Below are 13,949 nucleotides of genomic sequence, written 5' to 3'. Positions count from 1 at the left end.
CATTTTCGTGTTATATATATGGGAGGTAGTGTCCATGCAACTTACGGTTAAAGAGGCTTTACAGGTGTACCCGTTGTCAGAGGCCAAACTGGTTGCGGGTGGAGAAGGGACTTCACGGATGATGAAATCCGTTAACGTCATGGACGCTCCTGATATCGCGGATTGGATCAAATCCGGAGAAATGTTGTTCACCACCGCTTTTATTATGAAAGACAGTGAAACAGATGCATTACGTTTGATGCGGCGTTTGAATGAACGTGGCTGTGCAGGACTCGGCATCAAGCTGGGACGCTTCTGGCAGTCTATTCCCCAAGGTATTGTTGAGGAAGCTGATCGGCTTCGTTTACCGTTGCTTGAGCTCCCCTTTCAATTCACTTTCTCGGACCAGATGAATGCCTTGTTCAAGGCTGAACATGAACGCAGTAACCGATTGCTGCATGAGGTCGTGCAGAAGCAGAAGAAATTAATGCAGTTTGCGCTGCAACAGCAGCCACACCGGAATGTGTTTGCAGAATTAGCCACAGTGTTGAACTATCCGCTTGCTGTCATTGGTTCTCGTGGGCATGTGCTCTATGGCAGTGAAGGCATTGCGGGAGATGCGGTAACACAGGGCTGGCCTTGGAAATCCGTCATGCACCGAGTGAAATGGAATCAGGGAAGCTGTCACCGCGTACCGATTAAGCAAAATGATGAAGAATACGGGTCGTTGCTTGTGTTTACGGATTCCGCTTTGTCGCTTCGGGCAGAGGAAGAGCTGTTCCAACAGGCTGCGGATGTACTGGCATTCTATATGGATATGACCTATCGTGAGCATATTAATCCGACCGTACAAGACGAAATGCGTACATTGCTTTCACAGTATCTGGATAACAAAATGACTGTTCAGGAATTGACCACCTTGAGTGAAAACAAAGGAATCCATCTGTTCCAGGGAACCTATCAGTGCGTGTTGATCACGCTTGAGCCGACTCTGTTTGCCGAGGGTAAGCTGCTTAAACAGATTCATCGTGAGTTGCAATACAATCCGCTGATGCAATTCACGGCCTCACAGCATTTTCAGATCGAAGATGGCATTCTGTCCATCTATACCTGTCCAACAGGGCGAGATTATGGAGAGGAACTGTCAGGTTTTCTGTTAAGCCGTTTCGGTGATGTTCTGGCAGCGCAAGAAGCAAAAGGGGCACCGGCTCCACGCTTCTGGATCAGCAAAATGAAACATGAACCCAAATCGCTCCGTGAAGCATACCAGGAGTGTCTGGATACACGACAACTGGCTCGTCGATTCGGCATGAAAGACCGTGCGTTGCAATTTGAAATGCTTGAATTTGCCTATGTGTTCCAACACGTACCGGATAACATCATGGAGAACTACTGCAATAAAGTACTCGAACCACTACTTGCCAGGGACGGTGATCCCAATCAGGTGCTGATGAATACATTGGAGTCCTTTATAGAAAATGATGGACTGATCAATGAAGCTGCCAAACAGCTGTTTGTGCATCGCAACACGGTCACTTATCGGATGGAGAAAGTTGGCAGCTTGCTGCAAATGGACTTTAAGAAAACGAATGATCTGCTTAAATTAAAGCTAGTATTCACCTTCCGCAAGTTTGTGCGGGACAAAGCAGCTGCAAGACCGCACAATGTCCAACTCTAGACCGCACATTGTGCAACATGACAATGCTACCGGGTCAGACCCCCAAGAACCGCATTCCGTTGATGGAGTGCGGTTATTTCATGTTTGAGGACCACAAAAGTTGATCTTCCCGTGCACAGCAAACAAATCACAACTCTGATGTTATGTTATATTACAAAATTGCGTAAATATTGTTGTCGCAACATTGAACGGCACTTAGAATGAAGAACAATAATCCACAACAGACCGGAGGTTCTAACATGAGCGACTTAATTAAACTTGTTAACAACTGGTCTATCACACAGTTTGTGCATACGTTTGGCGGCTTATTTGAGGAATCACCATGGGTGGCTGAGCGTGCCGGGCTTTTACGACCTTTTGATTCATTTGAACAGATGATGAAAGTGATGAAAAACAAGGTTCAGGCATCGGATGACCAGGTGAAGTTGCAGTTGCTTCGTAATCACCCGGATCTTGGAGCACGAATCAGCATGAGCAGCAACTCCGTTCAGGAGCAGGCTGGTGCAGGACTTGATTCACTCTCACAAGAGCAATACAACGAACTTCAACAATTAAACAAAGCATATACAAGCCAATTTGGCTTTCCTTTCATATTGGCCGTTAAAGGCCATACCGCAAGCTCCATCCTCGAATCCATGAGACAACGTCATCGCCGAGGCAGGGAAGAAGAATTCGAGACTGCATTGAAGGAAGTATTCAAAATTGCGGGCATTCGCTTGGAGCAGTGGCTTGCACAGATCGGTCATGAACATGAGTTCGTGAGCAAGCCAGCCGCAGTGCAGCAGCGGACGATGTATTACGGTAAAGGGGATGTGTGGATGTACCGTTCCTACGCCAAACCGTTGACGGGTATACAGTCCATTCCCGAATCTCCGTTCATGGGACGCAGCAATATTTTGTTTGGATTGAACATCAAGGTGGCTGTGCAGGGGGATGAATTCTTACCTTCTTTTGCAGAAGGGGATAATTCGCTGGTGGTCGCAACCGATTCAATGAAAAATTTCATTCTTAGACATGCAGCGGATTACACAGGGGCGACGGTGGAAGGATTTCTTGCGCTGGTAAGTCGGCGTTTCCTGGAGACGTATCCGCAGATGAGCAAGGTTCAGATGACAGCGGACCAGATTCCTTTTGAAGATATACCGATTGGATTGGAAGGGAGTTATCGACCGAGTGCGCTCGTATTTCGTTATTCGCAGAATGATCGTGCGACAGCTGCCGTGGAAGCGGAACGAACAGGAGACTCGATTGAACTCAGCAACCATTTCAGTGGTGTAGCCGATCTGAGACTGATCAAGGTCAAAGGCAGTGAATTTGCCGGATTTATGCAGGATGAATATACCACTCTTCCAGAGACATGGGATCGACCGTTATTTATTTTCCTGAACATCAATTGGCGTTATGAAGATCCGAGAGATGGCATAGATGATCAGCGTGGACGGTATGTGGCGGCGGAACAGGTTAGAGACTTGGCTGCTGCGGTATTTCATGAGTGTCGATCCGCTTCCATTCAACATCTGATCTACCAGATTGGACGAAGGTTGTTAAGTCGATTTGAGCAACTGAGTGAGGTTTCATTTGAGTCCAACAATCGGACTTGGGAGACAGTGCTGGAGGAAGTGAAAGAGGGAGAAGGCAAAGTATTTACCGAGCCGAGACCACCTTATGGATTCCAGGGTTTTTCGATGACAAGGGATGATCTGGGAACAGACGGCCATGACTTCGGGAAAGAAGGTGGCGTCTAATGTCAATATCTGGTGGACGAATTACAACACATGTGCTGGATACATCCAAAGGCGTGCCTGCTGCGGGTGTTCGGATCGAGCTGTATACCCTGAAGAGGGATGGAGAACAGGAAAGCAAGACAAAAGTGGCTGAGTCGGTGACAAATGCGGATGGGCGTTTGGATGCACCGCTGCTGGATGGAGGCAAGTTGGAGCCAGCCATATATGAGCTTCAATTCCATGTCGAGAGTTATTACGCACAGCGTTCGTTGGAGGAACTGGGGCAGGCATTATGGACGATTGTTCCGATTCGTTTTGCCGTATCTGATGCCTCAAGCCATTACCATATTCCATTATTAATTGCTCCAGGAGGTTACAGTACATACCGGGGAAGCTGAACATGCACACATCCGGTTCTGATTCAGGGGAGGGTCATCCACATGACAACATTTGATACCATCATCCGGGGGGCCCGGGTGGTGCTGAGAGATCGGGTAGAACAACTGGATATTGGCATTACTGGTGAGAAAATAACGGAACTATCCACGCGGCTGACCGCTGGCGAAGCGACTTGGATCATAGAAGCTGAGGGGCTTACAGTGATGCCGGGTGTCGTGGATATTCATGTACACTTCAATGAACCTGGACTCGCCAGTTGGGAGGGGTTCCGATCAGGTTCGGCAGCCCTTGCCGCAGGGGGAATCACCACCTATGTCGATATGCCACTTAACGGCGTACCGCCAACCACGAGACCGGAAGCATGGGAAATGAAAATGAAAGCAGCGGCAGACCAATCGTATGTTGATTATGCGTTCTGGGGAGGCTTGGTTCCCGGCAACCGTGAGGAACTTGCTCCACTGTCACAGCTGGGTGCAGCCGGATTCAAGGCATTTATGTCCGAGCCGGGTGGAGAAGGGGAAGATATCTTTGCCAGAGCCGATGACCATACGCTACTGGACGGGATGCATGAAATTGCCAAATTAAACCGGGTGCTGGCACTTCATGCAGAGGACGAAGGCATGGTTGCTGAACTCGGCGCGAAAAGCATTGCGGAGGGAAAGACTGGACCAATGGACTATATCCGGTCCCGTCCTGTGGAAGCTGAAGTCGTCGCGGTTGCCAGGGCGTTGCAATATGGCAAACAGACCGGTTGTGCGCTGCATTTTGTGCATATTAGCACCCGGGAAGCACTGGATCTGATTGCAGAAGCCAAGCGGCGTGGGCAGGATGTCACTTCGGAGACATGCCCTCATTATCTGACGCTGATCGATCAGGATGTGGTCCGATTGGGTGCTGTAGCGAAATGCGCTCCACCGCTTCGCAGCTCTTCCGAACAGGAGCTGTTATGGGATGCACTGACGTCGGGATTGATTGACGTTATTGCCTCAGACCATTCTCCGTGTCCGCCATCCATGAAACAATCCGATAACTTCTTCGAAATCTGGGGCGGTATATCCGGTGCGCAAAGCACATTGCTAATCATGCTGGAGGATGGACATCTTCGGCGTAATATCGACCTCCCGTTGCTCGGAAGAGTGCTCTCCCTTCAGCCTGCCAGAAGGCTTGGTCTGGAGAACAAAGGAGAGATTGCGATCGGCAAGGATGCAGATCTGGTCCTGATTGACTGGGAGAAAAGCACAACCCTGAACACGGAGAATCTGCTCTATACGCATAAACAGAGTCCTTATGTGGGACGTACATTTAAGTGTCAGATTGCAGACGTATTTTGCCGTGGTCAGCGCGTTTACAACTCGGAATCCGGGTTATCTCCCGTGCCTATCGGGCAACACATTGCGGCTTACTCTGCTAGTCCCATCGAAGCGGGAACGGAGGAGACGTCATGAATGAGTCTGGAGTATATCGGTCATCCGGTACAAATAATGCCCCACTTCCTTTGCCGAATGTGGAACAGGTGGAGCTGAAAGCCATGCTTGACTGGCTGTCGACCTATGGTGCGGATACACAAGGTGGCGTCACACGTCTGTTGTATGACTCGGCTTGGTGTGAAGCACAAGGTGCCCTTGCAGCCAAAATGCAGGAGAAAGGGCTGTCTCCCGAATTTGACCAGTCCGGTAATCTGTATGGAACACTCAAAGCCGAGGGTGAGGAATCAACAACTGGTGCAGAGGTATTACCAATTGTGACTGGTTCACATATTGATTCTGTCGTGTATGGCGGCAAATATGATGGTGCTTACGGTGTGGTGGCGGGTGTCCTTGCTTTGGAGTATTTGCAGAAGCATTTCGGAGCACCGAAGCGCACACTTCAAGTGGTATCGTTATGCGAAGAAGAAGGAAGTCGCTTCCCTTTTGCGTATTGGGGTTCACGCAGTATAACAGGAATAACGTCTCTGGAAGATGTAGAGCATTTGAAGGATCAAGACGGGGTTACATTTGCACAAGCGATCCGGGATACGGGTTTTGGACCTGATAGTGCATATAGACCTGCCGCGAAAAATTACGGTGCCTTTATTGAGCTTCATATTGAGCAAGGTCAGGTTCTGGAACGTCTCGAACACTCGATTGGAGTCGTATCCGACATTGTAGGTCAGAAGCGGTTCAGTATTACCGTAAGCGGGGAAGCAAATCACGCAGGAACGACGCCGATGTCCTGGCGCAAAGACGCACTTGCCGGAGCAGCCGAGATGATTGCTGCAGTAAGGAATATCGCATTGGAAGCAGGAGAACCGCTGGTAGCCACGGTTGGGCGAATCACAGCCGATCCGGGTGTTGGGAACGTGGTTGCTGCCCGGGCGGTGTTTTCACTGGATATCCGCCATATCCGGCAGGAGAGTATTGATCGCTGCTGGCAGGATATGCTTCAGGCTTTTAGTCGAATCGCAGCCGAGCAGCAGCTCGGACTGGACTGGGAAGAACATCTGTCGGTAACGCCCATTCCTATGAATGCAGAGATGATCTCAGACATTCAGGATACCTGTGAGCAGGAGCAGTTGTCCTATTGGCTAATGCCAAGCGGCGCGGGACATGATTCGCAGATTTTTCAGCCGGCTTGTCCGACAGCCATGATATTTGTGCCAAGTCAGGACGGTATCAGTCATAATCCACTTGAATATACAGCTGAAGCAGACCTGATGCACGGTTTTCGGGTTCTGGTCCGGCTACTCTATAAATACGGTTACGGGAGTTGAATGAAGATGTCCACCTATAAAGAGTTATCTCCGTCCTTGCGGACCATTATGACCCCGGGACCGGTTGAAGTTGATCCTCGTGTTCTCAGAGCATTATCCTTTCCGATCCTGGGTCAGTTTGACCCGGAGTTCACATCCTTAATGAACGAGACGATGGCAATGCTGCGAGAGTTATATATGACAGATAACGAGTGGTGTTATCCAGTCGATGGTACATCCCGTTCAGGCATTGAAGCTGTGTTGGTTAGTCTGATACAGCCCGGCGACAAAGTTCTCGTCCCAATCTATGGACGATTCGGACATCTGCTGGTTGAAATCTCGGAACGCTGTGGTGCCGAGGTTGTCTTTTTTGAAACGGAATGGGGTACGGTATTTGATCCCGAAGAGGTGATCAAGGCGATCCATACCCATAAACCGAGTCTGGTTGCGATGGTTCACGGTGAAACTTCCACCGGACAGATGCAGCCCCTTGCGGAGATTGGCAAAGCCTGTCGCGACCTTGATATTTTACTCGTTGTAGATGCTGTAGCAACCATTGGTGGGACTCCGGTAGAGACGGATGCCTGGCATCTGGATGCGGTAATGGGTGGTACGCAGAAATGCCTATCCGTTCCTTCAGGGATGGCACCTCTCACGTATAACAGTCGTGTGGAACAGAAGTTGATGAGCCGCAAAACAGTTGAACGTGGACTCCGTGACGCAACCAGTGCGCGGGCAGAAGGCCGCACCATTGCCAGCAATTATTTTGACCTGAGCCAATTGCAGGATTACTGGAGTTCAGCACGGTTGAACCACCATACGGAGGCCACCTCTATGCTCTACGGTCTTCACGAAGGATTACGCATTCTACTGCAAGAAGGATTGGAGGCCAGGTTCCAAAGACATCTGGTGAATGAACGTGCGTTGGTCGCGGGAATTCAGGGAATGGGACTGCAGTTGTATGGGGATATGTCCAGTAAACTTCCGGTGGTCACTTGTATCACGATTCCTGAGGGGATCGATGGCGAGTCGGTGCGCAGCATGTTGCTGAACGATTTCAGCATTGAGATTGCCAGTTCATTTGGACCGTTGAAAGGACAAATCTGGCGGATCGGTACGATGGGATTCAGCTGCCAACGAAAAAACGTACTTCATGTGCTCGGAGCTTTGGAAGCTGTTCTTCTCCGTCATCGTCATGTGTTACCAGCCGGTGAAGCGGTGCAGGCAGCGATGGATGTGTATGCAGGGAAGGAGGGCGCCTTATGTTAAACCAAATGCCAATCTCCAGAGAGGTCATGGTTACTACTCCTCATTATCTGGCGAGTGCAGTGGGAAGCTCCATCCTCCAGCAGGGCGGGAATGCTTATGATGCTGCTGTTGCGGTCAGTGCAGCTCTGGGTGTGGTATATCCGCATATGACCGGACTTGGAGGGGATGCCTTCTTCCTGATTCATGACGGAGCCAGCGGTGAGATTACCGCCTATAACGGAAGTGGTCGCTCAGCAGCAGGCATTCATGCGGAGACGTTCAAAGCGATGGGCATGAGTGCCATCCCTCAGCGCGGAGTGCTTAGTGCCATTACGGTTCCAGGAATGGTGGATGCGTGGTGGGAAGTCTGGTCCCGGTACGGCAAGTTACCGTGGGAGAAACTGCTTGAACCTGCCGCGCAGTATGCGGAAAAAGGATGCCCTGTATCCCGAAATCTCCGCCTGTGGATGGAAAGGGATGAAGATTTCATAATGGGGCATACACCGCTGCGAGCGGTATTTGCGCCTTTGGGTACACTTTTGCAGGAAGGCGAGCTGCTGATCCAGCCTGATCTTGCTGCCTCCATTCGTCTGATTCAGACGAATGGTCGAGATACTTTTTATACAGGAGAACTCGCGGATCGTCTGACTTCGGCTATTCGTGAGGATGGGGGCATGCTTGCACCAGCGGACTTTGCTGGGCATCGGGGCGAGTGGGTGAAACCCGTTAGCACGGAGTATCGTGGCTATGAAGTTCATCAGATGCCGCCCAACTCACAAGGATTTTCGATGCTGATGATGTTAAATATGCTGGAGCATACGGATCTGTCCTCAGTAGCACGTACCTCACCGGAATTCTATCATCTGATGGCGGAAGTGGTGAAAAAGGCGTTTCGGGATCGTGATCGTTATCTGACGGACCCGGATTTCAGGGACATTCCGCTGGATCTTCTGTTGTCCAAGGATTACGGAGACCAATTGTGGAATGAGATTCAGTCTGCTCCACCTGTGGCACAACCGTTTTTGTCCAAAACAATAGGTCAGGACACGGCATATGCAGCCGTTGTTGATAGCGAAGGCAATGCCGTTTCGTTCATTCAAAGCCTGTATTTTGACTTCGGTGCAGCGTATGTACCAGGGGATACGGGGGTTATCATGCAGAACCGGGGGTCGTTTTTCTCCTTAGATCCGAGGGATGCCAACGTTTTGGAACCGAACAAACGCTCATTCCATACCCTCATGCCGGGCCTCGTTACACGAGATGGCAAACCTTATATGCTCGTGGGTACGCAGGGCGGAGAAGGCCAGCCGCAGACACAATTATCGGTGCTTACCGGAGTGCTTGATTACGGGCTGAACATCCAGGAAGCAATCAGCCTGCCGCGTTGGGTGTACGGACGTACCTGGGGCGAAGAAGGCGATACGATGCGTGTGGAGAATCGATATCATGATGACGTATGTGCAACCCTTGCCCAGTGGGGACATAACGTTGAAGCGAGAGCACCGTGGGACGGTATTATGGGACAGTCGCAAGGCATTGTTATTCGTGAGGACGGCATGATTAGCGGGGCAGCAGATCCCAGAGGGGATGGTATGGCTATTGGGTGGTAACAGACAGTGATCGGAAGGTTAGTCTGTCATCGGAGTGCAGGTATAAATATGTATGAGTTGTACTATATAGACAGACACAGATAGGGGAGATTGGCATGGGAACGATCCTGCTGAAAGGCGCACAGCTTGTGACGATGAATGCAGAAGAGGAAGTGTTCATTGGAGATCTGTTGATCGAGGATAATAAAATCAAGGAGATTGCAGCGCACATTGACGTGCAAGCTGACCAAGTCATTGATGCTCGCGGTAAAGTGCTGTTGCCAGGTTTCATCCAGACGCATATTCATCTGTGTCAGACCTTGTTCCGTGGACGTGCGGACGATCTGGAACTGATGGACTGGCTTCGTCAACGTATCTGGCCGTTGGAAGCAGCACATGATGAGGAGTCCGTGTATTATTCGGCAATGCTCGGATTGGGCGAATTGATCTCCAGCGGAACCACAACCATTCTGGATATGGAGACGGTACATCACACGGACTCGGCGTTTCAGGCGATGGCACAGAGTGGCATCCGGGTCATCTCCGGCAAGGTAATGATGGATCATGGGGACGAGGTTCCGGAACCCCTGCGTGAGGATACAGCAACTTCGCTGCAACAGAGTGTGGATCTGCTGGAGAAATGGAACGGGTTTGGCGGAGGTCGCATTCAATATGCTTTCTGTCCACGCTTCGTTGTATCGTGTACCGAAGAATTGCTGGTAGAGGTACGAGATCTGTCTAATAAATATCATGTCAAAGTCCACACCCATGCCTCCGAGAATCGCGGAGAGATCGAACTGGTAGAACACGAACGCGGAATGCGCAACATCGTATACCTTGATCATATCGGTCTGGCTACCCCAAGATTGGTGCTGGCCCACTGTGTATGGCTGAGTGAGGAAGAGAAGGAGATCATCCGCAAACGTGGTGTCAAAGTCACTCACTGTCCTGGATCAAATATGAAACTTTCCTCCGGGGTAGCGGATATTCCTGATCTGCTGAATCGTCAGATCGCGGTGGGGATTGGGGCAGATGGTGCCGCATGCAACAATAATCTGGATATGTTTCAGGAAATGCGCCTCACAGCTCTGATGCAGAAGATTCCTCATGGTCCAACGGTGATGGATGCCCGGACCGTATTACGTATGGCTACCATGGGCGGTGCAGAGGTGCTTGGCTTGTCAAAAGAAATTGGCAGTCTCGAAGTGGGCAAAAAGGCAGATATGCTGTTGCTGGATCTGGATGATTTCCACACGTACCCTTCCTATGAGACGGATGTCTATTCCCGCGTGGTCTATTCCGCAACACGCAGCTGTGTGGATACCGTTATTATTGATGGCAGCATTGTACTCAAGAATCGTAAGATTCAGACGATTGATCGTGGCATTGTGCTGCGTGAGTCGGATAAAAGTATTGCGAGATTGATGAAACGTATCTGATCGAAGGAAACTTATGCAATTCCAGAAAGGATGGAGACCCATATGGAAATGCATGATCTGTGTGCAATAGCAGCCCGTGAACCGCGCTGCGTGCTCGCAACAGCGATTAAGGTAGAGGGTCATGCTTACCGTAAGCAGGGAGTCTCTATGCTGTTGACTGAGGATGGCAAAATGGTTGGTAGTATCAGTCCGGGATGCCTGGAGAGTGATCTTCAGGCCCGGGTGAGCCATGTGCTGGATACAAACCAGATGGAATTCGTGGAATACGACATGCGTCCCGATGATGATCTGTCCTGGGGTGAGACGATTGGCTGCGGCGGACTCGTTGTTGTGTTGCTTGAACCTGTGTGTGGTGAACTCCAATATACGTTACAGAAGATGCATGAGTGTTTTCAATCCGGCGTTGCAACAGCGTTAACCCGAACGTTCCAAGATGATTATACGAAGGTTCAATATGGCTGGAAACGGATTGAACCAACGGGTACTCGGCGCCAGCCAATCTTGCGTCCTTCGCTCGTCCCTCCTCATGATCGCGTGGCTAATTATAATCCAGCTTCATTGCAAATTGAGGTACAGCACAGCAGTGGTAATATCAAGCATGAACATTTGGTATCAAAACAACATTCTCCTGACATACCTCGCCTTACGATTGTGCCTGAAGTGGTAACTGCTACGTCAAACGGATCTCACTCATCCCATCTGTCCGGTGATTCACAACATATCTCTGATGTTGATGCTGAAATAGCGACAAACAACACGGTTTCAACGATTCCCTGGGACCTCCCGCAGCAACTTACTTCGCTGTATACGCCTAAACCTCGCCTGATTATCATCGGAGCCGGGAATGATGTTATTCCTGTTGCCAGACTTGCCCAATCCGCAGGATTCCGAGTAGTTGTAGCCGATTGGCGAGAGTCCTTATGCACCTCGGAAAGGTTCCCAGAAGCTGAACTGGTAATGGGTTTCCCATGTGAGATCATGCCTTTGTTAAACGTGCACAACGGAGATTATTTGATTTTAATGAGTCACAATTTTCCCCGCGAACGTGAACTGTTAGAGATGTTAGTGGACTGTGAGTACGCGTATCTTGGCATCATGGGTTCCAAAACACGAACAGCCCGTCTGCTGGATGGCTTACCACCGTTGAAATATGTGCATTCTCCCGTTGGTTTGAGCATCGGAGCAGACGGTCCCGAACAGATTGCCATCAGCATTGCAGCGGAATTGATCGCATGTAAACATAAGGTCTCTTCTTTGAGTTCCGATGTGCAGAAGGGGAGCGTTGCACATGCGAATGACGGGCATAGTTCTGGCAGCAGGTAAGAGTCGTCGCCTTGGTCGAGATAAACTCTCGGTTGTCATGCCTGACGGAAGGTCGCTGGCTGCATGGTCATTGGAAGCTGCGCTGAATTCGGAGTTGGATCAAGTGGTATGTGTGGTCAAACCGGAAGATTCGTTGACATGGCTGCCTGTAAAATGGATTGATTCAGCCGCATATGCTTATCATGCCACAACGCGACTTCGAATTGTGACCTGTGCTGACTATGCTTGCGGCATGGCCAATTCTCTTCATTCTGGCGTATTGTCGGCCATGGAGTACAAACCGGAGGGCATTCTCATGTTACTGGGTGATCAGCCTTTATTAAAAACGCAGGATATTAATCGGGTGACCACAGCACTGGCTACCCACAAACTGTGTGACTATGTCGCAGCTACCGACGGTGAGGGAGGCAAACCTCCTGTTGCTTTTCGCTCCCATATGTTCGGCCCTCTGTTGTCCTTGCATGGAGATGAGGGGGCACGTAAGATTATGCGCAGCGCTAACTATTCAGGTGTACATGTACCACTGTCTGAAACGAGTTTCTGGGATGCGGATACAGAACCTGAATTGGAACGTATTCTGAGTCATGTATATGAATCGTAGCAGACAGATTAAATAACAGGAGAAGATTATTAACTATGTATAATTTAATAACATGATCAGGTCAGCCAGGCAGTCTGGTTGGCCTGTTTGTCTTCTTTTATCATGTGATGGAAGAGAGTCTGTGTTAGCTTTCAATAGATCGTGATGCATCAGGCACAAATAAAACGCAGGTTTTATACATTTATCCAAAACGATGTAAAGGTAATTGACGTTGCTGCTGAACTCTCATATGATTTGAAGAATTATTTGGATCAGACGGTTGAATTTCCTGCCCAAGGAAGAGAGAGAAAGGGGATGCAGCGATGGTAACACCGGCATACGGTTCTGGAGCCATGCCATCGGTATGGCAGCCTGAGAACCTGCAAGAACTGCAAACGTTGAGAAGTAGACTCAAGGGGATATGTTGTTTCACGGCAGGTGGAACATTGCTACGAACCCAGTGGGAGGGCGGCTTGGTTCCAGTGCCTGAACACATGATTAGTCTGGCTCGTATTCATGGAATGAGCGGTATATCTATTCGTGGAGATGAGATGGTCATTGGCGCAATGACCCGATTAAAGGAATGTGCTGCACAAGCGTTGCTGCATCAACTGCCGATCCTGCAAGAAGCGGTGAACGCAATTGCTGCTCCTTCCATTCGAAATGTGGCAACCATTGGCGGGAACATTGTGTCCGGAGTAGGGGATACGCTGCCTGCTTTGCTTGTATATGATGCGGAGCTGCACTGGTTGACGGATAGCGGAATTGAGATCCGCAGTGTGTCTTCCTGGCTTCAGGGTGGACGGGATGGAAGCCGTAATCCAGGGGATGTATTAATCTCGATTCATATCCCGATGAGATCGTCCTCTCTGCTTGATGTGGACAGTGGGCACAAGCCTGCTGCACGAGAAGTTTCCTTTTACCGCAAGTTGGGTCGACGGGAGACGTTCAGTGCATCGCTGGTGACGGTTGCGTTGTATGGAGAGATTAATTCGGATAAATGCTGGACCAAGATTGCGATTGCGGCTGGTGGAGGCTCAGGCATGGCGATGCGACTTCTGGAGTCGGAACAACGGCTTTTTGGTAGCGAAGCTTCTTTCATGCAAGCGGCAACTCTTGCAGCTGCTGTGGTTGAAGAGTTTACGACGTATGGCGATGCATTTGCAACAGAACATTATCGCAAGCAGACCGCAGGCAACATGCTTGGTGCCGGGCTATGGGAAGCACTTCACGAATAGATGAATGGGATCAAACAAAGGGGG

Annotated in this window: 11 protein-coding genes; all 11 read left to right on the top strand. The window is 49.9% G+C overall.

Translation table 11 applies throughout. The annotated features are described in order from the left end of the window. The first annotated feature begins 34 nt into the window (after nucleotides 1-34). Nucleotides 35-1,657, top strand: a complete 1,623-nt coding sequence (locus MKY44_RS15805; protein WP_338587141.1) for a PucR family transcriptional regulator — start codon at nucleotides 35-37, stop codon at nucleotides 1,655-1,657. Nucleotides 1,658-1,896: 239 nt separating this feature from the next. Further along, nucleotides 1,897-3,402, top strand: coding sequence for a factor-independent urate hydroxylase (gene pucL, locus MKY44_RS15800; protein WP_341007823.1), 1,506 nt, complete (start codon nucleotides 1,897-1,899; stop codon nucleotides 3,400-3,402). Continuing rightward, nucleotides 3,402-3,779, top strand: coding sequence for a hydroxyisourate hydrolase (uraH, locus tag MKY44_RS15795; protein WP_047843326.1), 378 nt, complete (start codon nucleotides 3,402-3,404; stop codon nucleotides 3,777-3,779). Before pucL ends, uraH begins: the two co-directional genes overlap by 1 nt. A 42-nt stretch (nucleotides 3,780-3,821) precedes the next feature. Continuing rightward, nucleotides 3,822-5,225, top strand: a complete 1,404-nt coding sequence (gene allB, locus MKY44_RS15790; RefSeq protein WP_341007822.1) for an allantoinase AllB — start codon at nucleotides 3,822-3,824, stop codon at nucleotides 5,223-5,225. Next, on the top strand, nucleotides 5,222-6,529 hold the full coding sequence (locus MKY44_RS15785) for a Zn-dependent hydrolase (RefSeq protein WP_341007821.1): 1,308 nt from the start codon (nucleotides 5,222-5,224) through the stop codon (nucleotides 6,527-6,529). Before allB ends, MKY44_RS15785 begins: the two co-directional genes overlap by 4 nt. Nucleotides 6,530-6,535: 6 nt before the next feature. Further along, the gene (locus MKY44_RS15780; RefSeq protein ID WP_249912519.1) at nucleotides 6,536-7,777 is read left to right on the top strand and encodes a pyridoxal-phosphate-dependent aminotransferase family protein; all 1,242 of its coding nucleotides are present in this window, start codon (nucleotides 6,536-6,538) and stop codon (nucleotides 7,775-7,777) included. Then, on the top strand, nucleotides 7,771-9,366 hold the full coding sequence (gene ggt / locus MKY44_RS15775; RefSeq protein WP_341007820.1) for a gamma-glutamyltransferase: 1,596 nt from the start codon (nucleotides 7,771-7,773) through the stop codon (nucleotides 9,364-9,366). The genes MKY44_RS15780 and ggt overlap by 7 nt, the downstream gene beginning before the upstream one ends. A 95-nt stretch (nucleotides 9,367-9,461) precedes the next feature. After that, a complete protein-coding gene (locus MKY44_RS15770; RefSeq protein WP_036613764.1) occupies nucleotides 9,462-10,784 on the top strand; it encodes a 5'-deoxyadenosine deaminase in 1,323 nt (440 codons plus the stop codon). 42 nt (nucleotides 10,785-10,826) lie between these two features. Further along, the gene (locus tag MKY44_RS15765) at nucleotides 10,827-12,107 is read left to right on the top strand and encodes an XdhC family protein (protein ID WP_341007819.1); all 1,281 of its coding nucleotides are present in this window, start codon (nucleotides 10,827-10,829) and stop codon (nucleotides 12,105-12,107) included. Next, nucleotides 12,073-12,708 (top strand): nucleotidyltransferase family protein, encoded by a 636-nt coding sequence (locus MKY44_RS15760; RefSeq protein ID WP_341007818.1) that lies wholly within the window; start codon nucleotides 12,073-12,075, stop codon nucleotides 12,706-12,708. The genes MKY44_RS15765 and MKY44_RS15760 overlap by 35 nt, the downstream gene beginning before the upstream one ends. A 302-nt stretch (nucleotides 12,709-13,010) precedes the next feature. Continuing rightward, entirely contained in the window at nucleotides 13,011-13,925 is a 915-nt protein-coding gene (locus MKY44_RS15755; RefSeq protein ID WP_341007817.1) for an FAD binding domain-containing protein, read from the top strand. The last annotated feature ends 24 nt before the right edge of the window (nucleotides 13,926-13,949 follow it).

The organism is Paenibacillus sp. FSL R7-0026, assembly GCF_038004485.1.
Lineage (GTDB): Bacteria > Bacillota > Bacilli > Paenibacillales > Paenibacillaceae > Paenibacillus > Paenibacillus xylanexedens_A.
This window is presented reverse-complemented; position numbering and strand designations above follow the sequence as displayed.

Bases quoted from the DNA above. Each gene is read 5' to 3' on its own strand.
- ggt (WP_341007820.1), top strand. From the start codon at position 7,771: ATGTTAAACCAAATGCCAATCTCCAGAGAGGTCATGGTTACTACTCCT.
- MKY44_RS15755 (WP_341007817.1), top strand. From the start codon at position 13,011: ATGGTAACACCGGCATACGGTTCTGGAGCCATGCCATCGGTATGGCAG.
- MKY44_RS15765 (WP_341007819.1), top strand. From the start codon at position 10,827: ATGGAAATGCATGATCTGTGTGCAATAGCAGCCCGTGAACCGCGCTGC.
- pucL (WP_341007823.1), top strand. From the start codon at position 1,897: ATGAGCGACTTAATTAAACTTGTTAACAACTGGTCTATCACACAGTTT.
- MKY44_RS15805 (WP_338587141.1), top strand. From the start codon at position 35: ATGCAACTTACGGTTAAAGAGGCTTTACAGGTGTACCCGTTGTCAGAG.
- uraH (WP_047843326.1), top strand. From the start codon at position 3,402: ATGTCAATATCTGGTGGACGAATTACAACACATGTGCTGGATACATCC.
- MKY44_RS15780 (WP_249912519.1), top strand. From the start codon at position 6,536: ATGTCCACCTATAAAGAGTTATCTCCGTCCTTGCGGACCATTATGACC.
- MKY44_RS15785 (WP_341007821.1), top strand. From the start codon at position 5,222: ATGAATGAGTCTGGAGTATATCGGTCATCCGGTACAAATAATGCCCCA.
- MKY44_RS15770 (WP_036613764.1), top strand. From the start codon at position 9,462: ATGGGAACGATCCTGCTGAAAGGCGCACAGCTTGTGACGATGAATGCA.
- allB (WP_341007822.1), top strand. From the start codon at position 3,822: ATGACAACATTTGATACCATCATCCGGGGGGCCCGGGTGGTGCTGAGA.
- MKY44_RS15760 (WP_341007818.1), top strand. From the start codon at position 12,073: ATGCGAATGACGGGCATAGTTCTGGCAGCAGGTAAGAGTCGTCGCCTT.